General features: G+C 72.7%; 14 protein-coding genes and 1 pseudogene. 8 read left to right on the top strand and 7 right to left on the bottom strand.

Annotation, left to right across the window (positions count from 1 at the left end; translation table 11 throughout):
* Positions 1-6 precede the first annotated feature (6 nt).
* The 3 genes and pseudogenes from ACFXMF_RS22945 to ACFXMF_RS22935 form a co-directional block, all read left to right on the top strand.
* A pseudogene (locus ACFXMF_RS22945) lies at positions 7-1,293 on the top strand (non-ribosomal peptide synthetase); the annotation flags it as partial.
* Between the two features lie 1,118 nt (positions 1,294-2,411).
* Positions 2,412-12,311 (top strand): amino acid adenylation domain-containing protein, encoded by a 9,900-nt coding sequence (locus ACFXMF_RS22940; protein ID WP_380020745.1) that lies wholly within the window; start codon positions 2,412-2,414, stop codon positions 12,309-12,311.
* 6 nt (positions 12,312-12,317) lie between these two features.
* On the top strand, positions 12,318-13,409 hold the full coding sequence (locus tag ACFXMF_RS22935) for an ABC transporter substrate-binding protein (protein WP_379987953.1): 1,092 nt from the start codon (positions 12,318-12,320) through the stop codon (positions 13,407-13,409).
* 120 nt (positions 13,410-13,529) lie between these two features.
* On the opposite strand, the gene panD is transcribed toward ACFXMF_RS22935, so the two are convergent.
* From panD to ACFXMF_RS22900, 7 genes are all read right to left on the bottom strand, one after another.
* Positions 13,530-13,952: an aspartate 1-decarboxylase gene (panD, locus tag ACFXMF_RS22930; RefSeq protein ID WP_360320322.1), complete on the bottom strand. Its 423-nt coding sequence runs from the start codon at positions 13,950-13,952 to the stop codon at positions 13,530-13,532.
* A gap of 13 nt (positions 13,953-13,965) precedes the next feature.
* Positions 13,966-14,175, bottom strand: a complete 210-nt coding sequence (locus tag ACFXMF_RS22925; RefSeq protein WP_360320319.1) for an MbtH family protein — start codon at positions 14,173-14,175, stop codon at positions 13,966-13,968.
* Positions 14,172-15,572, bottom strand: a complete 1,401-nt coding sequence (gene entS / locus ACFXMF_RS22920; protein ID WP_379987952.1) for an enterobactin transporter EntS — start codon at positions 15,570-15,572, stop codon at positions 14,172-14,174. The genes ACFXMF_RS22925 and entS overlap by 4 nt, the downstream gene beginning before the upstream one ends.
* A 3-nt stretch (positions 15,573-15,575) precedes the next feature.
* On the bottom strand, positions 15,576-16,961 hold the full coding sequence (locus ACFXMF_RS22915) for a lysine N(6)-hydroxylase/L-ornithine N(5)-oxygenase family protein (protein ID WP_379987951.1): 1,386 nt from the start codon (positions 16,959-16,961) through the stop codon (positions 15,576-15,578).
* A gap of 117 nt (positions 16,962-17,078) precedes the next feature.
* Positions 17,079-17,855: an ABC transporter ATP-binding protein gene (locus ACFXMF_RS22910; RefSeq protein ID WP_360320311.1), complete on the bottom strand. Its 777-nt coding sequence runs from the start codon at positions 17,853-17,855 to the stop codon at positions 17,079-17,081.
* Between the two features lie 220 nt (positions 17,856-18,075).
* Positions 18,076-19,149 (bottom strand): iron chelate uptake ABC transporter family permease subunit, encoded by a 1,074-nt coding sequence (locus ACFXMF_RS22905; protein ID WP_360320308.1) that lies wholly within the window; start codon positions 19,147-19,149, stop codon positions 18,076-18,078.
* Positions 19,146-20,216 carry a FecCD family ABC transporter permease gene (locus tag ACFXMF_RS22900; RefSeq protein ID WP_379987950.1) on the bottom strand — a complete coding sequence of 357 codons (1,071 nt, stop codon included), beginning with the start codon at positions 20,214-20,216 and terminating at the stop codon, positions 19,146-19,148. Before ACFXMF_RS22900 ends, ACFXMF_RS22905 begins: the two co-directional genes overlap by 4 nt.
* A gap of 100 nt (positions 20,217-20,316) precedes the next feature.
* Between ACFXMF_RS22900 and ACFXMF_RS22895 the strand changes: the two genes are divergently transcribed.
* The 5 genes from ACFXMF_RS22895 to ACFXMF_RS22875 all read left to right on the top strand — a co-directional run bounded on the left by ACFXMF_RS22895 (position 20,317) and on the right by ACFXMF_RS22875 (position 26,192).
* Complete coding sequence (locus ACFXMF_RS22895) at positions 20,317-21,177, top strand: siderophore-interacting protein (protein WP_379987949.1); 861 nt, start codon at positions 20,317-20,319, stop codon at positions 21,175-21,177.
* Between the two features lie 130 nt (positions 21,178-21,307).
* Positions 21,308-21,817 (top strand): SigE family RNA polymerase sigma factor, encoded by a 510-nt coding sequence (locus ACFXMF_RS22890; protein ID WP_360320299.1) that lies wholly within the window; start codon positions 21,308-21,310, stop codon positions 21,815-21,817.
* Positions 21,818-21,873: 56 nt separating this feature from the next.
* Positions 21,874-23,109 (top strand): hypothetical protein, encoded by a 1,236-nt coding sequence (locus ACFXMF_RS22885; protein WP_379987948.1) that lies wholly within the window; start codon positions 21,874-21,876, stop codon positions 23,107-23,109.
* Positions 23,110-23,319: 210 nt separating this feature from the next.
* Complete coding sequence (locus tag ACFXMF_RS22880; RefSeq protein ID WP_379987947.1) at positions 23,320-23,823, top strand: GtrA family protein; 504 nt, start codon at positions 23,320-23,322, stop codon at positions 23,821-23,823.
* Positions 23,820-26,192, top strand: coding sequence for a hypothetical protein (locus tag ACFXMF_RS22875; protein ID WP_379987946.1), 2,373 nt, complete (start codon positions 23,820-23,822; stop codon positions 26,190-26,192). The genes ACFXMF_RS22880 and ACFXMF_RS22875 overlap by 4 nt, the downstream gene beginning before the upstream one ends.
* Positions 26,193-26,297: the final 105 nt, after the last annotated feature.

The following is a 26,297-nucleotide window of genomic DNA, read 5'->3' as shown; positions in this document are numbered from 1 at the left end:
GCGTACGTGCTCTACACCTCCGGCTCGACCGGCCGGCCCAAGGGCGTGCTCGTCTCGCACGGCGCGTTGGCGAACCAACTGGCCTGGGTCCAGGGCGAGTACCGGCTCGGCCCCGCCGACCGGGTGCTGCACAAGGCACCGATCGGGTTCGACGTGTCGCTGTGGGAGCTGTTCTGGCCACTGGGCGAGGGCGCCGCCGTCGTGTTGGCCGCCGCCGAGGGGCACCGCGACCCCGCGCACCTGGCCGCGCTCCTGGCCACCCACGCGGTCACCGCGGCGCACTTCGTGCCGCCGATGCTGGACGCGGTACTCGACACCGTCGAGGCCGGATCCGCGCCCCGCCCCCCGTCGTTGCGGCTGCTCCTGTGCGGCGGCGAGGTGTTGCCGCCGGCCACCGCGGCGCGCAGCGCCCGAGTACTCGGCCTGATGCCGCACAACACGTACGGGCCCACCGAGGCCACCATCACCGCAACCGCGTGGAATCCGGCCGCACCGGGCGCCGGCTCGGACACGGACGCGGTACCGATCGGCCGCCCGGTGTGGAACACCGGTGCCCTGGTCCTGGACGCCCGACTGCGCCCCACGCCGATCGGCCTGCCCGGCGAGCTGTATCTGACCGGCGCCCAACTCGCCGACGGATACCTGCATCGGCCCGGACAGACCGCCGAACGTTTCGTCGCCGACCCCTACGGCCCCGCCGGCACTCGGATGTATCGCACCGGCGACCTGGTGCGCCGGCGCGCCGACGGCGTCCTGGTCTATCTGGGCCGCACCGACCGGCAGGTCAAACTGCGCGGGGTGCGCGTCGAGTTCGGCGAGATCGAAGCGCACCTGAACCGTCGGACCGACCTCGCGACCGCCGTCGTCGGCGCCCGACCCGGGCCGACCGGCGCGCCGATCCTGGTCGCCCACGTGGTGCCCGCCGCGGCGGCCGACGTGGACCCCGAGGCGCTGCGCGCCGAACTGGCCGAGCACCTGCCGGAACACCTGGTCCCGGCCGCGATCGTGGTGCTGTCCGCGCTTCCGCTGATGCCCAACGGCAAGCTCGATCGGGCGGCGCTGCCCGATCCGGTGGTCGCGCCGAGCACTCCGGACACCGTGCCGAGCGACGGAGCGCAGGCCGAACTGGCCCGGATCTTCGCCGAGGTGTTGCGGGTGGACCGGGTCGGCGCGCGGGACGGGTTCTTCGCACTGGGCGGCGACAGCATCGGCGCCACCCTCGTGGCGACCAGGGCCCGGTCGATCGGGCTGCGGTTCACGGTCAAGGACGTCTTCCGACACCAGAGCGCCGCCGCGCTCGCCCGGGTCGCCCGACGCGAGGACCCGAAGGCGGCGGTGTCGGCCGCACCGGCCCCGCCCGCATCGGTGCCGGCCGCGCCGGTGCCGCTCGCCGATCCGCCGCTGTCGCACGTGTTCCGCGACGGCGGGACCGGGCCGAACGGCCACCACGTGTGCGCCGTGCGCCCGATCGCGGCCGGCCGGGACGAGTTCCCGACCGGGGCAGTGACCGAACTCGTCGGTCGATACCCGGCCTTGCGGCTGCGGATCGAAACGGTCGGCAAACGGCTGTGGCGCACCACCTCGGTCGCCGAGGCGGACCCCACCGTGCGCGTCGTCGCGAGCACGACGGCGGACCCCGCGGGGGAACCGGGCCGGATGGCCGCCGAGTTGGATGTGACGCGCGGACCGACGCTGGCGGTGACCCTGACGCCGGAGCGCCTGTTCGTGGTCGCGCACGCGCTCGCGCTCGACGCGGCGGCGGTCGAACGGGTCGCGGACGAACTGGCCGCCGTGTTGGCGGAGGAGTCGCCGGGGACACCGTCGCCGCCCACGGCCGGGACGCTCGACGCGGACCCGGACGAGGTGGCGCGCGCCGACGCGGACGAGAGCACCTGGGCCGAGGAACTGCGCGACGCGGCACCGGCACCCGCCGTCCAGGGCACGGCTTCGGGCCGCCCCCTGTTCCTGGCGGCCGTCGTCGCCCGCGCCGGCGGAGCCGACCCGGACGAAGCCGTCCGGGCCGCCGCCTGCGCGGCGTTCCTGAGCGCCCTACAGGCACGCACCCCCGACGTGGAGAAGTTGCTGATCGACCGGCTCGTGGATCCGTTCCGCCGCCGAGCGCCCGAATCGGCGCCCCCGGTCGGCTCGTTCGCCTACGTCTACCCCCTCACCGTCACCCGGGGCGGCCCCGCGCCGGAACCGCGCGCCGCCGACCTGCGCGGGGCCGGCTACACCCGGGTGCGCTACGCGAGCCGGTCCGGCGCACGGGTGCTGGGCCGGGGCGCCCGCGCGGAGATCGTGCTGCGGGACGCGCCCGCCCGAGGGTGGGCCGACGACATGCCGTCGGCGGTGAGTACGCGCTGGCCCCTGGACGCGGCGATCGCCGTGGCGGCGGGCGAGGACGGCACCCGATGCCGGCTCACGCTGTGCGCCGGGCCGAGCGTCGACGCGGACGACGCCCGCCGCCTGCTCGCGGCCTGGGCCGCGGAGACGGCCGCGCGCATCCCGGGCGCCACGATCACCACCGGCACCACGACGACGACAGCGAACACGAACTCGGGGCGGACGACGTGAGCGACCTCAAACCTTCGAACGACCACCCGGTGCACACCCCCGTGGCGCTGTGGCGGCGCGAGGCGTTCGAGCACGCCCCGCCCACGGTGCGCGCGCTGATCGCCCCGCCCGAACTCACCGCCGAGACCGCACATCTGCGGGCGACCGCGGTGCTGGCCCGCCACCAACGCCTGCGCACCGAGCAGCCCACGGCGTGGTGCGGCACCTTCAGCGTCGGCGCGGACGCCCGGCGCTCCACCGCCCGGGTGGCCCGCGTGGACGCGACTCCCGCGACCGCGTGGGTGGATCGCGGCCCCACCCGGCCGGGGCTGCTGGTCGTCGCGGTGCCCGGCGGCCTGCTCGACGGGACGTCGTGGCGCATCCTCGCCGAGGAACTGCGCGCCGGACTGCGCGGCGAACCGCTGGGGCCCGAGCCCGCGACGCCCGCGGACTACGCCGCCGCCGTCGCTCGGGACGCCGCCGACCCGGACCTGCTCGACCGCGCCATCCGCTGGTTCACCCTGATGGACCGGGTGGACGAGCTGGAGACACCCGCGCCGTGGGCCACGAACGAACCCGGGATCGCCGACACACCCCCCGCCGTCGTCGCCGACGTTCTCGAACTCCCGCCGGGGACGGTCGCGTTGACCCCGGATACGCCACTGCGGGCGATCCTGGCGGCGACCGTGGCGAAGGTGCTGGGCGAGTCGGCCGCCGGACCGCTGTTCCTCGACATCGCCGAGGACGACCGGGACCGGCACGGCGATCGATTCGCGCACACCGTCGGCGACCTGCGACGGGTCTTCCCCGCGCTGCTGGAACCCGGATTCGGCGATGCCGGTGTATCGGCCGCCGACGCGCTGCCCGCCGATCCGCGCGGCGCGGCGGACTTCGGCATGGCGCTGCATCTGGTCGAGCAGATCGCCGGTGCGCTCGCCGATGCACCCGAGGCCGGCGTGCTGCTGGCCTACGGGCACACCGACCTGGGTGACGAACCCCTGCTCGCCCACGACCGGGACAGCGACGGGCACTCGCTCTCGCGCTATCCGCTGCGCCTGGACCTGTGGGTCGACCACTCGCCCTCCGGCGCGGGCCGACGCATCGCGCTGCGGGTGGTCGCCGACCCCAAGACGCTGCCCGAACTCGACATCGCGGCCCTGCTCCGGTCCTGGCGCGCGGCCCTGCTCCCGGCCCTGCCCGACGCGGGCTCGGCCGGGAACGCGGAGGGCGGCCGGGTCGACGAGGCCGCGCTCGATCGCGCGCTCGGCGGCGCGGGCGTTGCCGAGGTGCTGCCGCTGTCCCCGTTGCAGGAGGGGCTGCTCTTCCACCTCATGCTCGACGGCGCGGCCCGCGACATCTACGTACAGCAGGCCGTGTTGTTCCTGGACGGCCCGGTGGACGTCGAGCGGCTCGCGGACGCGGCTCGCCGGGTCCTGGAGAAGTACCCGAACCTGCGGGCCGGCTTCGTCGGCACCGAGGACGGACCCGTGCAGGTGGTGCCCCGACGGTTCACCGTGCCGTTCACCCACACCGACCTCACCGCAGCCGATGCCGCGGCCGGACCCGGTGACGGACCCGTCGACGTCGAGGCCGCGTTCGAGGCGTTCGCCGACCGCCGGCGCGAGATCCCGTTCGACCCCGCTCGCCCACCGCTGATCCGCTTCGCCCTGGCCCGTACCTCCGCCACCGGCCACCGGCTCCTGCTCACTTCACAGGTGGCCCTGCTCGACGGCTGGTCCGGCGGCCTCGCGCTGACCTCGCTCCTGGAGTTCTACACCGACGCCGCAGCCGAGGACGCGCGGTCCGCCACCCCCTTCCGGGTCTTCCTGCGCTGGTTGGGCACCCGCGATCACGACGCGGCCCGCGCCGCGTGGTACGCCTATCTGGGCGACGTCACCGAACCCACACTCCTGGCCGGCCCACGCCCGCCCGGCGACGACGCCACCCCGGACTCGGCCGGAGAGATCCACCGCGAGGTGCCCGCCGCCCTGGCCGGCCGCCTGGCCGCCCGCGCCCGTGCGGCCGGGGTCACCGTCGGCACGCTCTACGAAAGCGCCTGGGGCCTGCTGCTGGGCCGGCTCACCGGACGCGACGACACCGTCTTCGGCGCCCTCGTCTCCGGCCGGCATCCGGACGTCGAAGGCATCGACACCACCGTCGGCGTGCTGTTCAACACCGTCCCGGTACGCGTGCGTTCGGCGCCCCACGAGTCGATCGCCGAGCTGTGGCGGCGCACCCAGGACGACAAGGCGGACCTGCACGACCATCCGTACCTGGGCCTGAGCGAACTCCAGGCCATGGTGGGCGCGGGCCCGCTCTTCGACACCTTCTTCGTCTTCCAGAACCTGCCGCTGCCGGACAAGAACCGCGGGTTCGGCCCCGACGGGGCACTGCGCGTGCTGGGCCACGCGGTCCGCGACGCCACCCACTATCCGGTGTCGGTGGTGGTCACCCCGGGCGAGGTGACCCGCCTGCGGGCGATGTACCACGACGACGCCTTCACCCGCGCCGACGTCGAAGTGCTCACCGAACGCTACCTGCGGATCCTGGAAGCCTTCGCCGACGACCCGACGCGCGGCTGCGCCCGGATCGACGTACTCGCCCCCGCCGAACGCGGCCGGCTGGTCGCCGGCTGGAACGACACCACCCACCCGGTACCCGAACTGACCGTGGCCGATCTGCTGGAGGAGCGTGCGGCGCTGGTCCCGGATGTGGTGGCGGTGGTGCAGGATCCGGAGGGTGTCGCGCCGTTGGTGTGGTCGTATCGGGAGTTGAACGAGCGGTCGAATCGCATCGCGCGGTTGTTGCGTGCTCGTGGTGCGGGTCCCGAGCGGGTGGTGGGGTTGGCGCTGCCGCGTACGGCCGACATGGTGGCGGCGCTGTTCGCGGTGCTCAAGACCGGCGCGGCCTACCTGCCCATCGAACGCGACCTGCCGCACGAGCGCATCGCCTGGATGGTCGAGGAGGCCCGACCGGTCTGCGTGTTGACCGCCGGGGACGACAGCGTGGCCGGACCCCTCGTCGACCTCGACGACGCGTCGGTGCGAGCGGAGTTGGCGGAGTTGTCGGGTGCGGATCTTTCCGATGCCGAGCGCCCGGACTTCGTGCGGGGGGACGCGGGGCGGTTGGCGCATCCGGCGTATGTGATCTATACATCCGGTTCGACGGGTCGGCCCAAGGGTGTGGTCACGCCGTATCGGGGCTTGACCAATATGCAGGTGAATCACCGTCGGGAGATCTTCGATCCGGTGGTGGCGGCGGCGGGTCGGCGGTTGCGGGTGGCGCATACGGTGTCGTTCGCGTTCGACATGTCGTGGGAGGAGTTGTTGTGGCTGGTCGAGGGTCACGAAGTGCACGTGTGCGACGAGGAGTTGCGTCGTGACGCGCATGCCTTGACCCGGTATGTGGACCGGCACCGGATCGACGTCGTCAACGTCACCCCCACCTACGCCCAACACCTCCTGGAGGAAGGACTCCTCGACTTCGACCCCGCCGCCGGCCGCCACCGACCCGCGCTGGTGCTGCTCGGCGGCGAGGCGGTCTCGGACGGCGTCTGGGCCGCGCTGCGCGACACCGACGGCGTGTTGGGCTACAACCTGTACGGGCCGACCGAGTACACCATCAACACCCTCGGCGCCGGCACCGAGGACAGCGCGACGCCCGCGATCGGCCGACCGATCCTCAACACCGCCACGCACATCCTGGACGGCAACCTGCAACCGGTCCCGGTCGGCGTGCCCGGCGAGTTGTACATCACCGGCGTCGGTCTGGCCCGCGGCTATCTGAACAGCCCCGGGTCGACCGCGGCGCGGTTCGTGGCCAACCCCTTCGGACCACCCGGTTCGCGGCTCTATCGCACCGGCGACCTGGCCCGGCGCCGCCCGGACGGCATCATCGACTACCTCGGCCGGACCGACGACCAGGTCAAGATCCGCGGCCACCGCGTCGAACCGGCCGAGATCCAGAGCGTGTTGGACGCACACCCGGAGGTGGCACGCAGCGCCGTCGTGCCCACGACCGGCCCGGACGGCGCGGTACAGCTCACCGCCTACCTCGTCCCCGAGACCGCGGCCGGCACCGACGGCCACGCCGACGCCGAACACCTCGACGAATGGCGGCAGATCTACGCCGACGAATACACCACCATCGACACGGCCGTGTTCACCGAGGACTTCGCCGGCTGGGACAGCAGCTACGACGGCGCCCCGATCCCGCTCGCGCACATGCGCGAATGGCGCGCCGAGACCGTGCGCCGCATCACCGAGCTGCACCCGTCCCGCATCCTGGAGATCGGCGTCGGTACCGGGCTGCTCCTGGGCGAACTCGCGCCCGCGAGCGAGAGCTACTGGGCCACCGACTTCGCCGCGCCGGTCGTCGACAAGCTGCGCGCGGACCTGACCCACGCCCCCGAACTCGCCGCCAAGGTCGAACTGCGCACCGCCGCCGCGCACGAACTCGACGACCTGCCCACAGGGTTCTTCGACACGGCGGTGATCAACTCGGTCGCCCAGTACTTCCCGAGCCTGGACTACCTCACCGACGTGCTGCGCCGGGCCCTGGACCTGGTCCGCCCCGGCGGAGCGGTCTTCGTCGGCGACATCCGCAATTTGCGACTCGCCCGCACCTTCCACAGCGCGATCCGGCTCGGCCAGGCGAGCCCGGACGCCGACGACGCTACCGTCCGCGCCGCGATCGAGCGCGCCGTCCTGCTGGAGAAGGAACTCCTGGTCGACCCGGACTACTTCGCCGGGCTGGCCGACCTGCTGCCCGACCTCGCCGGCGTCGACCTGCGGATCAAACGCGGGCACCTGCACAACGAACTGACCCGGCACCGTTACGACGCCGTGCTGCGTCGCACCGGCGGCGCCGACGTCCCCTCGCTCGCCGACGCCCCGAGCCTGTCGTGGAACGCCGGCACCGGCATCGAGCCGGTGGTTCGCCGGCTGACCGAGGACCGCCCCGAAGGGCTGCGGGTGCGTGCCGTGCCCAACGCCCGCCTCGCCGGCGAACTCGCCGCCGAGCGTGTGCTGGCCAACGGCGGCACCGTCGACCAGGCCCGCCGGGCGCACACCGAGGCCGAGCGGGCCGACGACGCGGCGGCCGAACCCGAGACGTGGTACGCGCTCGGGGCCGAACTCGGCTACACCGTGGCCGTGACCTGGTCGGCGACCGGCTCCGGCAGCTTCGACGTCGTGTTCACGGCCGGTGACGCGACCGCGCACGGCGTCGTGGGTACCTACCTGCCCACCGGTGCCGGCCGTGCCGACGGGTCCGGCCACGCCAACCACCCGGCCGCCGCGCGCGAGGCGGCCGGCCTGGTCCCGCGACTGCGCGCCCACCTGCGCGAACGGCTGCCCGAGTACATGGTGCCCGCCGGATTCGTGCCGCTGGACCGGCTCCCGCTCACCGTCAACGGCAAGCTCGACCGTCGCGCACTGCCCGCACCGGACGCCGTTGTCGGCCGCTCCGGTACCCGCCCGCCGTCCGGCGCCGCCGAACTCGCGCTGAGCGCCCTGTTCGCCGAGGTCCTCGGCGTCGCCGAGATCGGTGCCGAGGACAACTTCTTCGACCTCGGCGGCCACTCCCTGCTCGCCGCCCGACTCGCCGCCAAGGCCCGGGGCACGCTCGGCGTCGAGATCGCCATCCGCGACGTCTTCACCGCCCCCACCATCGCCACGCTGGCCGGGCTGCTCGCCGAGCGCACCACAGCGGACCCGTCCGCCGCCGAGCCACTGCGCCCGCCCGTCACCCGCCGGGAGCGTCCCGATCGGGTGCCGCTGTCGTTCGCCCAGCGACGGCTGTGGCTGCTCGGCCAATTCGAGACGGCGAGCGCGGCCTACCACGAACCGATCGCGGTCCGGCTGCACGGCAGCCTGGATCGGCAGGCGTTGCAGGCGGCCGTACAGGACGTGGCCAACCGGCACGAGACGTTGCGCACGCTCTGTGTGGCGGCCCGGGAGCCGGCCGGAAACGGCGACACCGATGTCTACCAACACATCCTGGCGCCGGAAGTGGCCCGACTCGCGGTCGAGTTCGTCGACATCGACGCAGCCACGCCCGCCGCCGAAGCGGAGGCGGGCACCCTGGCCGCGCTCGTCGCGGCAGCCACCCGACGTCCGTTCGATCTGGGTACCGAACTGCCCCTGCGCATCACGGTCTTCCGGGTCGGCCGGGACGAACACGTGCTGCTCGCGGTGTTCCACCACATCGCGATCGACGAGTGGTCCATCCGCCCGTTCGCGCGGGACCTCGCCGCCGCCTACACCGCACGCGCCGCGGGACGAGCGCCCGCCTGGGAGCCGCTGCCGCTCCAGTACGCCGACTACACCCTGTGGCAAAACGATCTGCTCGGCGATCCGACCGATCCCAGCGGCCGGTACGCCCGCCAACTCGCCTACTGGACGTCGGCCCTGGCCGAGCTGCCGGAGGAACTGGCGCTGCCCATCGACCGCCCGCGTCCCACGGTGGCCGGCTACCGCGGCGGCACCGTCGAACGGCTGATCCCCGCCGAACTCGCGAACCGGATACGGGCGGTCGCCTCGGCGGCCGGCGCCAGCGCGTTCATGCTCTATCAGGCGGCGGTGGCGGCCCTGCTGCACCGGCTCGGCGCGGGGCAGGACATCGCGCTCGGCAGTCCGGTGGCCGGGCGGGACGACGAGGCATTGGGCGAACTGATCGGGTTCTTCGTCAACACCGTGGTGATCCGTGCGGACGTGACGGGAAACCCGACGTTCGCGGAGCTGCTGGCCCGGGTGCGGGACACCGACCTGGACGCGTTCGCCCACCAGGACCTGCCGTTCGAGCGACTCGTGGAGGAACTGAACCCGGCCCGCTCGCTCGGCCGAAACCCGCTGTTCCAGGTGATGGTCGGCTACCAGAACCAGGGCGTGGGCGAGGTCCGCTTCGGCGACATCACCCCGGTCGGCGAACGATTCACCCCGCCCACCGCCAAGTTCGACCTCGACTTCGTTTTCCGCGAGACGGATCTGGCGGCCGTGCCCGACGGCGCGGTCGAACTGGGCATCGAATACGCGGCGGACCTGTTCGACCACACCACCGTCGAGGACTTCGCCGAGCGGCTGTTGCGCCTGCTCGCCGCGATCGCCGACGATCCGAACCGCCGGGTGGGCGCCTACGAACTGTTGTCGGCGGCGGAGCACACGCGCATCGTGCGCGAGTGGAACGCGACCGAACTGCCGCTCCCCGACGCCACGGTGGCCGATCTGCTGGAGGAGCGTGCGGCGCTGGTCCCGGACGAGGTGGCGGTGGTGCAGGATCCGGAGGGTGTCGCGCCGTTGGTGTGGTCGTATCGGGAGTTGAACGAGCGGTCGAATCGCATCGCGCGGTTGTTGCGTGCTCGTGGTGCGGGTCCCGAGCGGGTGGTGGGGTTGGCGCTGCCGCGTACGGCCGACATGGTGGCGGCGCTGTTCGCGGTGCTCAAGACCGGCGCGGCCTACCTGCCGCTGGAGCGCGACCTGCCGCACGAGCGCATCGCCTGGATGGTCGAGGAGGCCCGACCGGTCTGCGTGTTGACCGCCGGGGACGACAGCGTGGCCGGACCCCTCGTCGACCTGGACGACGCTTTGGTGCGGGCGGAGTTGGCGGAGTTGTCGGGTGCGGATCTTTCCGATGCCGAGCGCCCGGACTTCGTGCGGGGGGACGCGGGGCGGTTGGCGCATCCGGCGTATGTGATCTATACATCCGGTTCGACGGGTCGGCCCAAGGGTGTGGTCACGCCGTATCGGGGCTTGACCAATATGCAGGTGAATCACCGTCGGGAGATCTTCGATCCGGTGGTGGCGGCGGCGGGTCGGCGGTTGCGGGTGGCGCATACGGTGTCGTTCGCGTTCGACATGTCGTGGGAGGAGTTGATGTGGCTGGTCGAGGGTCACGAAGTGCACGTGTGCGACGAGGAGTTGCGTCGTGACGCGCATGCCTTGACCCGGTATGTGGACCGGCACCGGATCGACGTCGTCAACGTCACCCCCACCTACGCCCAACACCTCCTGGAGGAAGGACTCCTCGACTTCGACCCCGCCGCCGGCCGCCACCGACCCGCGCTGGTGCTGCTCGGCGGCGAGGCGGTCTCGGACGGCGTCTGGGCCGCGCTGCGCGACACCGACGGCGTGTTGGGCTACAACCTGTACGGGCCGACCGAGTACACCATCAACACCCTCGGTGCCGGCACCGAGGACAGCGCGACGCCCGCGATCGGCCGACCGATCCTCAACACCGCCACGCACATCCTGGACGGCAACCTGCAACCGGTCCCGGTCGGCGTGCCCGGCGAGTTGTATGTCAGTGGGGTCGGCCTGGCCCGGGGCTATCTCGACAGTCCCGGGTCGACCGCGGCGCGGTTCGTGGCGAACCCGTTCGGGCCGCCGGGTTCGCGGCTCTATCGCACCGGCGACCTGGCCCGGCGCCGCCCGGACGGCGTCATCGACTACCTCGGCCGGACCGACGACCAGGTCAAGATCCGCGGCCACCGCGTCGAACCGGCCGAGATCCAATGTGTGTTGGACGCACACCCGGACGTGCAGCGGTCCGCGGTCGTGCCGAGCGCGGACGGGACCCGGTTGACCGCCTACCTGGTCGGCGGAGCCGACCCGCACGCGCTGCGCACGTGGGCGGCGGCTCGGCTGCCGGACTACATGGTGCCGAGCGCGTTCGTGCCACTGGAGGCACTGCCGCTGACCGTCAACGGCAAACTGGATCGGGCCGCGCTGCCCGAGCCGGACTTCGCCGCGTCGGTTTCCGACCGAGGGCCCCGGGACACCGTCGAGGCGGTGCTGTGTCGGGTCTTCGCCGACGTCCTGGACCTGCCTCGGGTGGGCATCGACGACAACTTCTTCACTCTCGGCGGGCATTCGCTGCTCGCGGTGCGTCTGGTCGGCGCGATCCGGGCCGCCGATCCGGGGCGCGACCCCGATGCGGTCACGGTCGCGATGGTGTTGACCGCACCGACGGTCGCCGACCTCGCGGAGCGGTTGCGCGCCGGCCGTGCCGCGCACGACCCGACGGCGCCGGTAGCGGTGCTGCGGGCCGGCGGCGAACTCCCGCCGCTGTTCTGTGTGCATGCCGGCTTCGGCTTCGCCTGGCCCTACACGAGCCTGCTTGCGCAGGTGCCGGCCGATCACCCGGTGTACGGGCTCCAGTCCGCGATGTTGTCCGGCGCCGCCGCGCCGGACCGGTTCGAGGACCTGGTCGCGGAGCACCTGCGCAGCATCCGCACGATCCGGCCGCACGGCCCCTATCGGCTCCTGGGCTGGTCCTTCGGCGGCGAACTCGCGTACGCGCTGGCCACCGAGTTGCAGCGTGCGGGCGAGCGGGTGGACCTGCTGGTGCTCGTCGACGCTCAGCCGCCGGTGCCACGAGCGGACGGCGACCCGGCCCAGGACGACGGGTTCGGCGAAGAGGCCGCGCGGGCACAGTTGTTGCGGTCGACGGCGGCCGGGACGGACCTGGTCGGCGCGCTGGGCGAGGAGTTGGTGGCGGCGCTGCTGCGCACCCGCATCGCGTACGAACCCCTCGCACCCGCCGACCCCTACCCGGCGTTCCGCGGCGACGTGTTGTGTGTCGCCGCGCGGGAGAACACCGAGCGCACCGGCCGTCGGGCCTGGGCGGCCCATGTGCGCGGCGTGGTCGAGGAGCACGTCCTCGACCACGCGCACGACGATCTGCTGACCTCGGCCGCGGTGGCCCAATGGGGCCCGCACGTACGCCGAAGGTTGCCTGCACCACACCGAGAGAGGCACTGACCCATCATGCGAACATTCGCAGCGCCGGCCTTCGTCCGCCGGCACACCGCCCGCCGTTCCGGCCCCTCCCGGATCGCCGCGGTCGCGATAGTCGCGGCCCTCGTGTCGGGCCTGGCGGCCTGCGGCGACGGCGACGACAAGAAGGACTCCACCGGCACCGGGCCCGCCTCGGCGCCGGCCTCTCCCGGTACGGGCGGGGCGGCGGCGCCGGCGTACCCGATCACGATCACGCACAAGCTGGGCACGACCACGATCAAGAAGGCGCCCAAGCGCATCGTCGCGCTGGGCGAGGGCGATCAGGACGCCGCGCTCGCGCTCGCGACCAAGCTGGCCGGCATGGTCGAGACGACCCCGCCGGACGGGGTGGCTCCGTGGGCCAAGCCCAAGCTGGGCGGGGACAAGCCGCAGATCATCACGATGGGCGAGAACGGCGCTCCGCTGGAGAAGGTGCTCGCGCTCCAGCCCGATCTGATCCTGGCGAACACCGACTACTGGGTCGAGCAGGAGTACGAGAAGCTCAGCAAGATCGCGCCGACCACGGCGTTCGAAACCGGCCCCTCGCAGGACAGTTGGCAGCAGGTGACCCGGCAGGTGGGCAGGGCGCTGGGCAAGTCCACCGAGGCCGAGAAGCTGGTGACCGATCTGGAGGCCAAGGTTGCCGGCGTCGCCAAGCGCCATCCGGCGATCACCGGCAAGTCGTTCGCGCTGACCAACGCGCAGAACGCGGGCACGGTCGCGGTGCTCAAGGACCGGTCCGACACGTCCGTGAAGCTGCTCGCCGGGTTCGGGATGACCTTCCCGGACAGCCTCGCCGGGCTGCCGGGGGCCGGATTCGCGGCCGAGTTGAGCATGGAACGGCTGGACGTGCTCGAAGTGGGCGTGTTGCTGAGCAACTACAACGGCGACGACGTGCTGCGCAAGGCGATCGAGGGCAATCCGCAGTTCGCGAAGCTGAACGTGGTCAAGCGGGGCTCGTACGTGCCGCTGGACTCCAACGACTTCTGGGCGCTGCGCGCGCCCACCCCGCTGGCGGTGGAGTACGTGGTCGACAAGATCATGCCCCGCGTGGACGCCGCGGCACAGGCCGCGAAGAGCTGACCACAGGTTGCCGGTTGCCTTCGTGAAATGACCTCAACTCCCGCTCCGTCTCCGGGAGTTGAGGTCATTTGCCGTATCGCGACGGCGCTCCGGGCACGGTGGGCCGGTGTGCGGTCGGTGTCAGAGTACGGCGACCGTGGTGCCGGCGATCTGGCCCGGCATGCCGGGTACCGGTTCGGCCGGGTCGGCGCCGAGCGCCACGATCCGGTTGTCCGTGTCGACGTGCACCACGCGGGGTCGATGCCCGGCGATCTCGGTCTCGTCCAGGAGCACGAAGGCCATCACGATCACCAGGTCGCCGGGGTGGATCAGCCGTGCGGCGGCCCCGTTGGCGCCGATCACCCCGCTGCCACGCGGGCCGGGGATCGCGTAGGTGGTCAGGCGGGCTCCGGTGTCGATGTCGACCACCTGGACCACCTCGCCCTCGGCGATGCCCGCCGCGTCCAGCAGGTCCTCGTCGACCGTCAGCGAACCGACGTAGTGCAGGTCGGCCTGGGTCACCCGGGCCCGATGGATCTTGCCGCTCAGCAACGTGCGCAACACCGGTGTTCTCCGCTCAGTTCTCGGTGGCGGCCACGAGGGAGCGCGGTCGCATGTCGGTCCAGTGGCTCTCGATGTGTTCCAGGCAGTGCGCTCGGGAGGCGGGTCCGTGCTCGGTGTGCCAGCCGTCGGGCGGGGTCAGGAACTCGGGCCACAGCGAGTACTGGCCCTCGTCGTTGACCAGGGCCAGGAACGTGCCGGAATCGTCGTCGAACGGGTTCGTCACAGCCGTCGGCCTTTCGTGGTCGGCGTGTTGGTCGTCGATGTGCCGCCGGGGGAGTCGGCGGTGGGTGCGTGGTCGGCGGGGCCGGGGTCGTCGGCCGGGAGTGTCGCCGTCTCGCCGGGTTCCGGTGCCGGGTCCGCGATCGGCGCCGAGGTCGGTCCGGCGGCGCGCAGCGCGGGCAGGGCGCCGGCGACCGCGAGCACCGCGGCGACACACGCCACGCCGCCCGCGACCAGGGTGGCGCCGGGGCCGAGCAGCCGGGCGACGCCGCCGGAGAGCGCGTTGCCGGTTGCCGGACCTGCGGTGGCCTGGGCCAGCCACAGGCTGCCCACCCGGCCCTGGAGCCGGTCGGGCGTGTACTGCTGGAGGAGCGCGCGGCGCAGGATCTCGGAGATCGTGTCGGCGCCGCCCGCGAGGGCCAGCAGGAGCAGTCCCAACCACAGGTGCCGGCTCAGACCGAACGCGGCGATCGCCGCGCCCCACAGCGCGGCCACCATGATCAGCGTCGTCCCGGGGCGTCGGGCCCGGCCGATCCAGCCGCTGGCCAGGGCGCCCAGGAAGGCGCCCACGGCGGGTGCGGTGTAGAGCAGGCCGACGGCGGTGGGGCCGCCGTCGAACACCTCGTTGCCCATCTCCGGGAACAGCGCGTACGGCATCGCCAGGACGACGGCGGCCAGGTCGACGAGCATCAGCCCGCGAATGATCCGGTTCGCCCGCACGTGCCGCAGGCCGTCCAGGATGGCCTGTACCGGGTGTTGCGTGGCGTCGTGATCGGGGTCGGCGTCCGCGTCGGGTTCGGGGCGCAGATCCGGCAGCCGCCACAACAGGGCCGCGCCCACCACGAATCCGGCCGCGTCGATCAGGTAGCACACCGCGACCCCCGGACCGGCGGCGATCAGGCCCGCCAGGCTGGGGCCGACCATGGCGCCGAACTGGGTGGTCAGGGTGAGCAACGCCCCGGCGGCGGCAAGGTGTTCGCGTCCGGCCAGGGCGGGGGTGACGGCCATCAGCGCGGGTGCGCCCAGGCCGCCGGCGACGCCTGCGGCGATGGCGGCGAGGTAGACGAACCACAGTTGCGGCTCGGGGGCGAGGGCGTTGCCGGCCAGGGCCAGGACCACGACGGCGGAGCCGGCCCGGGTGGCCAGGATCAGCCGGCGTCGGTCGGCCCGGTCGGCCAGCACGCCGCCGGCGAGCAGGCCGACGCACAGGCTGACGCCGATCACCAGGTTGACCAGCCCCACGTGCAGCGAGGAGTTGCCGAGGTCGTACACCTGGATGCTCGCGCCGACCGAGGTCAAGGCGGTGCCGAGCATGGACAGCGCGGTCGCGGTGAACAACAGCCGGAAGTCGCGGTTGGCGCGCAGCGGCGTGATGTCCACCGCGATTTCGCCCAGACGCACGGATCAGCCCTGTCGGGAGGAGGTCACCGGGCCGGACGCGAGGTCGGCCCCGGTCCCGGCCCGGGACGTGGCGTCGGTTTCGGCCTCGGGGGCGGGGTCCGAGGCGGTGTGTTCGTTGATCGAGGCGAGGATCTCGCCGGCGCGGACCGCGATGTTGGACAGGAGGGTGGAGCCGAGGCCGTGGGTGTGCTCGGTTCCGCCCTGGAGGTAGATCCCGGCGTCGAGCGGGGGTTCGGTGACCACGCGGTAGTCGCGGCCCAGCCGCGGGCGTCCGTATTCGTCGCGGGCGCACGCCCGGGCGGTGTCGCCGAGGAGCGCGAGACCGTCGCCGGGTCGGTAGCCCGTCGCGTAGACGACCACGTCGGCGCGCAGCGTCTCGGTTTTGCCGGTGGGCAGGAACTCGACGTCCACATGGGCGGCTTCGGGATCCTCGCGCACCTCCACGACCCGGGTGGCGTGCCGGATGTACAGGCGCTGCCGGCCCCGGACGCGCTCCTCGTACACGCGTCGGTACAGCTCCTCGATCAGATCCCCGTCCACGACCGAGTAGTTCGTGTTGCGGTGATAGTCCGTCAGTTGCCGTTTGACCTGCTCGGGCGCCTCGAAGTAGTGGTCGACGGCGGCCGGGTCGAAGATGCGGTTGGCGAACGGGCTGTCGTCCGCAGGGGAGTAGCCGTAGCGGCTGAAGACCGCGTGTATCTGTGCGTCCGGGAAGCGGCGATGCAGGTAGTCCGCGCTCTCGGCGGCGCTTTGCCCGGCGCCGACCACCACCGCGGTGCGCACGTCGGCCGGATCGAGGTCGGCGACGTTGGGCACCAGCCGGGAGTTGTGCCACACCCGCGTGGTGATGCCGACGCCGTCCGGCAGATGCGGGCTCAGGCCCGGGGCGAGGACCACGTTGCGGGCGCGGTGTACGACGGGGTCGTTCGCGACGGTGACGTCGAAGGCGGTGATCCGGCCGTCGGTGACCACGGGTTCGATCGCCAGGACCTCGGCGGCGTAGCGCACCTGGTGGGCCACCCGGGCCGCGGCCCATTCGAGGTAGCCGTGGAACTCGGCCCGGAGCGGGAAGAACACCTTGTGGTTGACGAAGTCGACGAGGCGGTCGATCGAGTGCAGGTAGGCGACGAAGCTGAAGTCGCTGGTCGGATTCCTCATCGTGGCAAGGTCCTTGAGGAACGAGACCTGCATGGTCGCGCCGTCGACGAGCATGCCGCGGTGCCAGCCGAAGGTCTGCTGTTTCTCCAGGAACAGGGCGTCGACCCGGTGTTCCGGTGCGGCGAGCGTGTTGTGTTCCTCGATCGCGACGGCGAGCGCCAGGTTCGAAGGCCCGAATCCGACCCCGACGAGGTCGTGAATGGTCTTTCCGTCGTGCCGAGCTGAGGTCAACGCACGCGTCCCTTCTGGGTGGTGGCCTCGAAGGGCACACAGAGCACTTACGGCGGTACGTAGGCGAGGCTAACCTAACTTCGATCGCTGTGACCAGGGTCGGACGCGGTTCGCCGGCTAGCGACGCCCGCCGAGCGGGATGACCAACGGGGTGCCGGCGATGGGGCATTCGATCACCGCGGCGCGCAGGTCGAACACCTCCCGGACCAGGTCGGGGGTGACGATCTCGGTGGGCGGTCCGGCCGCGAGCACTCGGCCGTCGCGCATCGCGATCAGGTGGTCGGCGTACCGGCACGCGTGGTTGAGCTCGTGGATGACCATCACCACGGTGCGGCCCTCGGCCCGCCCCAACTCGGCCACCAACTCCAATACGTCCACCTGGTAGGCCAGATCGAGGTAGGTGGTGGGCTCGTCCAGGAGCAATACCGGGGTGTCCTGGGCCAGTGCCATCGCGATCCACACGCGTTGGCGCTGCCCGCCGGAGAGTTCGTCGATGGCGCGTCCGGCGAGGGCGTCCACGCCGGTGGCCGACAGCGCGGCGTCGACCACGGCGTCGTCCCCGGACGACCACTGTCGCCACCAGCGCTGGTAGGGCGTGCGACCGCGGGCGACCAGATCGCGCACGGTGATTCCCTCGGGGGCGGTCGGCGACTGCGGGAGCAGCGCCAGCCGTTGCGCGAAGTCCCGCCCGGAATGGCGGGCCACGCTCTCGCCGTCGAGCAGGACGGTGCCCTGACGCGGTTTCAGCAACCGGGCCAGAGCGCGCAGCGCGGTCGACTTGCCGCACGCGTTGGGGCCGACCAGGGCGGTCACCCGGCCGGCGGGGATGTCCAGGTCCAGGTCTCGGGCGACGGTGCGTTCGCCGTAGCCGAGGGTGAGTCCCTCGGCGGCCATCCCGGGGGCGGTTGTCGGGGAGGCGGTGGCGGGAGGATGCGGCAGGGTTGCGACGGCGCTCGGGGACGGGGCTGCCTTTCCCGCTGCCGACTCGGTGGATTGCCTTGTGTGCGGCGTTTGTTCGACGGACGCGATCGAGTCGTCGGCTTCGTTCGCCTCGTTCGCTTCGGTGCCGTCCGGGTGCCCCGTCGGCTTCGTCTGCTCTGTCGCGGAACCCACGTCAGCCTCCCTTTCCGGCCCGGTTGTTCCGGGCGAGCAACCACAGCAGGTACGGCGCCCCGACGGCGCCGGTGACGATGCCGACCGGGAGTTCGGTGGGGAACGCGGTCCGGGCGACCACGTCCGCCAGGACCACCAGGGCCGCGCCGACCAGGCCGCTGAGCACCAGCGGCAGACCGGGGGTGCCGGCCAGTCTGCGGGCGATCTGCGGGGCGGCGAGCGCGACGAAGACCACCGGCCCCGCGCACGCGGTCGCCACCGCCGTCAGCGCGGTGGCCAGCACGAGCAGCCCGATCCGCGAGCGGGTGACCGGCATGCCCAGGCTCGCGGCGGTGTCGTCGTCGAACTGGAGCATGCGGTACGGCCGGGCGAGTGCGATGGTCGCGGGCACCAGGACGACGAGCGTGTAGCCCAGCCAGCGCACGTGGGTGTATTCGCGTCCGTCCAGGCTGCCGGTCAGCCACGAGGTGGCCCGGGTCGCGGCGTCGATGTCGACGCGCGCGAGCATCCAGCGGGTGGACGCGGCCAGCATGCCGTTGACCGCGATGCCCACGAGCACGAAGCCGTACCCGGAGATGGTGCCGCCGCGAAACGCCAACAGGTAGATGGCCGCAGCCGTGGCGAGTGCGCCGACCAGGGCGCCGAACGGGACCGCGCCGTAGGTCGTGGACCGCGTGGTGCTCACGCCGCCCAGCAGGATCGCCAGGACGGCGCCGGCGCCGGCCCCGGCGGTGATCCCGATCAGGTCCGGCCCGGCCAGCGGATTGCGCGTGACGGCCTGGAAGACCGCCCCGGACATGCCGAGTGCGAGCCCGACCAGCATGCCCACCAGGGCGCGCGGGAGCCGGAGTTCGTGCACGACCAACTCGGCGTCGGCGGGCCCGGCCCCGAACAGCCCGGTGACCACGTCGCGCCAGGCGAGCGGATAGTCGCCCAGCGCCAGCGACGCGATCAGCCCGCCGAAGACCACCGCGACCAGGCCGAGGACGGCGACGAGGGTGCGCGGGCGCACGGCGAGCCCGAGCGGCCCGCGTTCCCACCGCAACACGCGCGGCAGGTGATCGGCAGTCTTCATCCGGAGTGCTCCCCGATCCTTCCACGCCTGACCAGATAGATGAGGAACGGCGCTCCCAGGAACGCGGTGACCACGCCGACCTCCACCTCCGTCGGGCGCGCGATCACCCGGCCGACCACGTCGGCGAGCAACAACAACACCGCGCCCGCCAGCCCCGAACACGGCACCAACCAGCGGGCGTCCGGCCCGGTGAAGGCCCGCAACACGTGCGGGACGACCAGGCCGACGAACACGATCGGCCCGGCGGCGGCGACCGCCGTACCGGTCAGCAGGACCACCGCGAGTGCGCCCAGGGTGCGGGTGGCGCCCGCTCGGGTGCCGAGCGTGGTGGCGAGTTCGTCGCCCAGGGCCAAGGCGTTGAGCCGGCCGGTCAGGCCGAGCGCGAGGCAGACGCCGACCAGTACGAACGGCAGCAGGAACAGCGTGGTCTCGCCGTCCCGACCGGCGAGCGAACCGACCGCCCAGGAGCGGTATCGGCCGAGCGAGTCGGGGTCGGTCAGCACGAGGGCGCTGGTGCCGGCCTCCAGCAGGGCGCTGACCGCCGCCCCCGCGAGCGCGAGTTTGGCGGGAGTGGCGCCGCCGACGCCGGCTCCGCCGACGAGATAGGCGATCGTGCCCGCGATCGCCGCGCCGACGAAGGCGAACCACAGATAGCTGTGCGATCCGGTCAGTCCGAGCAACCCCACGCTCGCCGCGACCGCGAAGGCCGCGCCCGCGCTGACCCCGATCAGCCCGGGATCGGCCAGCGGATTGCGGGTCACGTCCTGGGCCACCGCACCGGCCACACCCAGCGCGACGCCGACCAGCAGCCCGAGCAGGGTTCGCGGGACCCGCAGATCGCGGATCAGCCCGGCGTCACCGGTGCGTTCGCCGCCGAGCATGGCGAACACCTCGCTCGGCGCGACGGTGCGGGTGCCGATGGCCAGCGACGCGAACACCGCGCCGAGCAACAGCACGGCCAGCAGCACCAGCAGCCCCAGCCGTCGCGAACGGCCGGACGCGGCACGGGCGTCGGGCACGGCGGCGACGACGGACGAAGCGTCGGGGGAATCGACCCGGAGAGACACTCCAGTAAGGTAAGGCATACCTGAACGACTTGCCCAGTGTGCCCCGTCGCGGCGCCACGACGACCCCGAACCATCGAGTCCGCAACGACGAAGGAGTCCCATGGCGCGAGACGACACGGCGAACCCGGTCACCGAGGGCCGCGGCCGTACCGGGCGTTCGCCGATCCGTACCTGTCTGGCCACGGTCGTGCGCTCGGTCGAGGTGACCCCGCGAATGTTGCGACTGACGCTCGGCGGCGAGCGGTTGCGCGGATTCGACGGTGGCAGGCAGGCGGATGAACGGGTCAAACTATTCTTTCCGCCTCTGGGCGAGTCGATCCCGGTGATGCCCGAATTCGGCCCGGACGGCCCGGCCCATCCCGACGGCTGCACACCGGCGCACGCGCGCAACTACACCGTGCGACGCTTCGACCCGGCCGGACCCGAACTCGACATCGACTTCGTGATCCACGGCGGCGGCCGCGCGGTCGAGTGGGCGCGCGACGCCCGACCCGGTGACGTCCTGGGCATAGCCGGCCCCCTGCCCGGCTCGCTCCCGCCCGCCGACGCCGACCAGTTGCTGATCGCCGGCGACGAGACGGCACTGCCGGCCGTCGCCTCGATCCTCGAACGTCTCGCCCCCGGCACCCGCGCACACGTCTTCGTCGAGGTCGCCGACCGCCACGAGGAACAGCCCCTGGTCGCCGCCCCGGACACCGACGTGCGGATCCGTTGGCTGCACCGCGATACCGCGATCGACGCGGACGAGGACCAACTGGCCGACGCGGTCTGCGAATTCCCCTGGCCAGACGGGACCGTGCACGCCTGGGTCGCCGGTGAGGCACTCACCGTCCGCACCATCCGCCGCTACCTGCGCAACGAACGCGGCCTGAACCGGGACACCCTGCACGCGGCCGGCTATTGGCGCCGCGGCAAGACGGTGGAGGAGTGGCTGAACGAAGCGGAGGACACCGAGAGTTGACACTCGACCCGGCCGCCGGGCGCCGAAGGCGCACGGCCGACGCACGGGTTCGAGAACAACTCCGGCCAGGGGTGTCATGAAACCGCACGGTCGAGGCGTTACTCGTGTGACGCCAACGTGTGGAGGCCCCATGTCGGGAAGCAAGGCCGCGGACTTCGAGGAGTTCGCGCATGCGCGCAGCAGCCAACTGTTGCGTACCGCCTGCCTGCTCACCGGCGATTGGCACCTGGCCGAAGACCTGGTGCAGGAGACCTTCGGGAAGTTGTTCCCACGCTGGAACCGGGTGAGCACGATGGACGCCCCGATGGCGTACGCGCACACCACTCTGGTCCGCACCTTCCTGTCCGCGCGCCGACTCAAACGCTGGTCGGAGCATCCCGCCGAGGAACTCCCGGAGCCGCACGCGCCGGCCACCGCCGACATCGAGCTGCGGCTGACGCTCCTGGAAGGGCTGGCCCGGCTGTCCCCGGCCGATCGCGCGGTGCTGGTGCTGCGCTATTGGGAGGACTACTCGGTCAAGGAGACCGCGGACATCCTGCGGACCGCGCCCGGCACCGTACCGGTGCGCGCCAAGCGGGCCCTGGGCCGGCTGCGCACCCTCCTGGGCACCGAACTGGGCATCCCGGCGCCGACATGCTGACCGGACCCGAAGGCCACCACCGACCCCGTGATCGCGACCGGAAGGACGTGCAGGCCGTGTTCACCGATACGGACCCGTTCAGCGACGAGGACTTCGAACGGTACGAACGGGAGTTGCCCGGTGCGCTGCGCGCGGTCGGCGACACGTTTCCCGGCCCCAGCTCCGACCTGGTAGCGCGTGGTCTCGCCCGCGGCCGGCAACGCCGGCGGTTCCGCACCCTGCGGCGGAGCGCCCTCGCCGCCGTCCTGGTGACGGCGAGCGTCGCCGGCTGGGCCACCGTCCGGGGCACGTTCGACGCGTCGACGGCCGGGCCCGGGGACCGCCCCGACACGCCCTGGGTGACCAAGGCGCCGCGCGACCTGATGCCCCTGCTGGCCGCGGCCGTTCCCGCCGACGGTGGACTGACCGACGGGGAGACCCACTTCGAGGCCGGCCTGCCGAGGGTGCTCCGGACCGAGGCGCGGGTCCAGGCGACGTACCGCAATCCGTCCGGATCCTCGGTGCTCACCGTGGTGATCAACCGCCCGGGTCCCGGAGACGACCAGGACCCCGCCGCCACGACCTGCGCCGGGACCCGCCCGGAGGACGAGTGCACCCGCTCGACCGACCCGGACAACGGCGTGCTGATCGCCCGCAAGACCTCGAAGCAGGCGGGAAGCGTCGAGCAGGAGTGGCGTGCGGTGTACATCCGTGCGGACGGTGCACACGTCGACGTGCGCGTCGGCGGCAGATACCTGCTGCCGGGCGATACCACCGGCATTTCGGTGCTGAGCCTGGAGCAGATCGCCGCCGTCGCCCGCAGCGCGAGCTGGGAGCCGGTGGTCGCCGCCATACCCACCCCCGCCCAGCAGGTCGCCGGGCTGGTGCCGGCCCTGTTGTCGCCCGGCTCGCACGTGGTGTCCGCGGACGGCTCCTCGGGCACGGGCGAGTTCGTGGTGGACACCCAGGGCAGGACGAACGGGCTGAACGTGAGCGCCGAGGCCGGCCCGGTCGGCGAGCGCCCGGTCTGTCCGCCGGGCGTCGACGGCAGCACCTCGGCGGGGGGTTGCGAGATCGTCAAGCTGTCCGACGGCACCCCGGCACGGATCGACACGGAGCGCACCGAGGACGGCCGGTACGTGCCCTGGGCCCTGACCGCGTTCCGCGCCCACGGACTCAGGATCCGCTTCGAGGCGAACACGCCGCCCGTGAAGGAGCGGGGCGAGAAGCGCTCGATCGACTGGGCCGGACTCCCCGTGATCCAGGAGCAGGCGAAGACGATCGCGGTCTCCCCGCGCTGGGACGCCCCCTGACCGGCCGGCACCGGTGATCCCGGGCCCGGGCCGCTGATCCACGTCGGCGATCGCCCGAACCCCCGCCCCTCGTCGGGCACCCGATTCCCCGAGGCAACCACCGCGTCGCCCCGGTGCGGACACACCGCGCCGGGGTGTGCTTCGCGCTGCCCGAAAGTGCCCGGCCGAGCCCGGCGGACCCGACTCCCCTCCAGCGACGAGAAAGCGCCCATGTTCCCTGCATCACGCGCCCGCCTGCGCCGGTCGGCACCGGAGGTGTCGAGGTTCGCCCTGGTGGGCGGCCTCGGATACACCACCGATGTCGTCCTGTTCAACATCCTTCGGACCCTCCTGGACACCCCCTCCCTCCTCGCCAAGCTCGTCTCGCTCGGCGCCGCCACCGTGGTGGCCTACCTGGGCAACCGCCGCTGGACCTATGGCGACCGCGTCATGGGTGACGAAGTCGCCGATGTCCGACGGCGCTTCCTGCTGTTCGTCGCCTGGAGTTGCGGCGGCCTGGCCATCCAACTCGGCTGCCTCGCCTTCTCCCGTGACGTGTTGGGCTTCGACGGCCTGCTCGCGGACAACATCGCCGGCAACCTGATCGGCATGGCCCTGGCCACGGCGTTTCGCTTCTGGGGCTACCGCACCCGGGTCTTCCGCGCCGAGCCCGCGGTCCCCGACGCGGCGTCCTCGCCGGTGGGCGCCCACGACGGGTCCGGGTCCGCGCGGTGAACGCCGCCGCACTCGTGGTCGCGCTGCTGTGCACGCTGACCGGATGCTGGCATCTCGCCTGCGCGAGCGGGATGCGCCGAGCGGTGGACCTGGTGCTGGTCTGGCTGTTGCTGAGCACCGCCCAACTGTCCGCCCTGACCCTGCTGGTCGGCGGCCTGCTGCGGCACCTGGAGGCGGGCGCGCTGTTCGGCGCCGCGCTGGTGCTCGCCGCCGCGGAGATCGTGGCCACCCGACGGCCGGGCGCCGACCCGGCCCGCCGCCGCGGGGTCGCCGTCGCCGCCGGGTTGTGGCCCCGCGTCCTGCGTTGCGGCCGGCACCCGCTGGTCGTCGTGTCGGCGCTGCTGGTGGCCGCCCAGTACGGCTGGCGCGCCGCGCTGGCCGCGTTCCTGGGCCCGCTGGACTACGACGGACTGTGGTACCACCTGCCCGGACCCGCCATCTGGCTGCAACAGGGCTACGTCGGGCACACCCCGCAGGTGTTGTGGGCCGACGTCTACCCACAGGGCCAGGAACTGCTCACCGGCTTCAGCGGCGCCTTCGTCGGCGACACCCGACTCGGTTGGGCCTCCGGCCTCGCCTTCCTCGCCCTGGGCGCGGTCGCCACGGCCGGCCTCGCCCGTACCGCCGGTGCCCGGCGCGCACACGCCACCCTCGCCGGCCTCGGCCTCCTGGCCGTCCCCGCGGTATTCCTGGAAGCCTCCACCACCTACGTCGACTTCGCCACGGCCGCGACCGGCCTGACCGCGCTGCAGCTGACCCTCGGCATCCACCCCGCCGTCCGGGACGCCATCGAACACGGCGGCCTCGACGCGCGCCGCCGGCTGCGTGGCCGGGTCCTGTTCGTCGGGATCGCACTGGGACTGGCCATCGGCGTCAAGTCCTCGAACCTGCTGACCGCCGGCATGGTCGCGGCCCTGGTCGTGGTGCAGACCTGGCGCGTGGTCGGCGACCTGCGCCGCGCCGCGCCGAGCACGCGGCGGCAATCGGCCACCCGCTTCGCGCGGTTGCGCGAGCACGGCGCCGCCACCGCGCGGCTCGCCCTGCCGAACGCGGCCGTACTGGGCCTGCCCGCCCTCGCGTTGGGCGGCTACTGGTACATCCGCACCTGGATCAGCTACGGCAACCCGTTTTATCCCTTCACCATGCTCGGCTTCCACGGCAAGGGATCCGTCGACGAACTGATCATCGTGCGCAACACCGCGCCGGAGGTCGCCGGCGAGAGCAAACTGCGCGCCACCTTGCACTCGTGGCTCCACGACCGCGAACGGGTGGCCTACACGCACGACCAACAACCCGGCGGCTTCGGGCTGCAATGGATCTACGTACTGCTCCCGATCGTGCTCGTCGCCCTCGCCCTGTTCCTGCTCAGGCGCCGCTTCGATCTGTTGTGGGGGCTGTTGCTGCCGGTGCTCGTCTCGGCGACGGCCTCCCCGGCGCCGTGGTGGGCGCGCTACCAGTTGATCCTGCCGGCGTTCGGCTGCGTGTGTCTGGCGGCCGTGCTGACCGCCGTAGCCCAACGGCCGAGCGGCCGGGGGCCGCGTGGGTCGGTGCCCCGGGTACTTCGCCGCGGTACGGCCGGCCTGGTCGCGGGCGCGTTCGTCGCGACCACGGCGATCTCCATGTGGTGGGCGACCCAGCCGACCAACACCTGGATCGGCGACCGGACGTCCGCGCACCGGGCGACCGTCCGCGAGACGGTGGATCTGATGCGCGACCCGGATCGGGACCGACGCATCCTGCCCACGGCCGCCTACGCCGCGATGAACCGGGTCCCCGACGGCCGGACCGTGGCCTTCACCGAGTTCACCCACCAGCGCTTCGTGAACCTGATCATGGGCGAACGCGGACAACGGCGCGTCACCAGCCTCGGCGAGCCGCGCGACGCCGCCGATTTCGACCGCCGGCTGCGGGCGTCCGGCGCCGGATACCTCCTGCTGACGACCGGCGGCCCGGACCGTGATCTGCTGCTCGCCGTGCTGCGCGATCGGGCCCACTATCGGCCGGTGGTGCGTGGGAGCGGCGCGATCGGCTGGTTCGGCGGCGGAGCCGGCGCGGAACTCTTCGAGGTCGGCGACTTCAGCGCGACCGTGTGTGCCGACCGGAAGCCCCGGCTGGCCGCCACGAAGCCGGACCGGGAGACCATCGCGGTCCTGCTGCAGGACGCCTGCGCGGCGCCGCTGTTCGAGGTGGAGGTGGCGCTCGTGGACGAGCGTGCGACGGCGATCGTTCGTACCTGGACCTCCCGGGAGGGCGAAGCCGTCCTGCGGATACCGCCCGACCTGGTCGGGAAGCCGCTGCGGGTGCGGTTCGAGGGCGACGGCTACTACGGCCCGGCCGAGAAGACCGCCGAAACCGGCCCCGGCGGTTGACGGTCCGGGCGGGGCCGGGTCCCGGGGTCCGTTCCGGGGACTTGTCGTATCCGACCGAAGGGGTACGCGAGTCCTGGGTCTTTCGGACGAGGCGCGGAGTGGGGT

The sequence above is a fragment of the Embleya sp. NPDC059213 genome, from assembly GCF_042754445.1.
In the GTDB taxonomy this organism is placed as follows: domain Bacteria; phylum Actinomycetota; class Actinomycetes; order Streptomycetales; family Streptomycetaceae; genus Embleya.
Note: the sequence above shows the minus strand (reverse complement) of the source record. Positions and strands in the feature narration are given on the sequence as shown.

Excerpts from the sequence above, each read along its gene's own strand:
- ACFXMF_RS22880 (WP_379987947.1), top strand. The coding sequence starts at position 23,320 with ATGTTCCCTGCATCACGCGCCCGCCTGCGCCGGTCGGCACCGGAGGTG.
- ACFXMF_RS22895 (WP_379987949.1), top strand. The coding sequence starts at position 20,317 with ATGGCGCGAGACGACACGGCGAACCCGGTCACCGAGGGCCGCGGCCGT.
- ACFXMF_RS22940 (WP_380020745.1), top strand. The coding sequence starts at position 2,412 with ATGCCGGCTCACGCTGTGCGCCGGGCCGAGCGTCGACGCGGACGACGC.
- ACFXMF_RS22910 (WP_360320311.1), bottom strand. The coding sequence starts at position 17,855 with ATGGCCGCCGAGGGACTCACCCTCGGCTACGGCGAACGCACCGTCGCC.
- ACFXMF_RS22905 (WP_360320308.1), bottom strand. The coding sequence starts at position 19,149 with ATGAAGACTGCCGATCACCTGCCGCGCGTGTTGCGGTGGGAACGCGGG.
- ACFXMF_RS22890 (WP_360320299.1), top strand. The coding sequence starts at position 21,308 with ATGTCGGGAAGCAAGGCCGCGGACTTCGAGGAGTTCGCGCATGCGCGC.
- ACFXMF_RS22935 (WP_379987953.1), top strand. The coding sequence starts at position 12,318 with ATGCGAACATTCGCAGCGCCGGCCTTCGTCCGCCGGCACACCGCCCGC.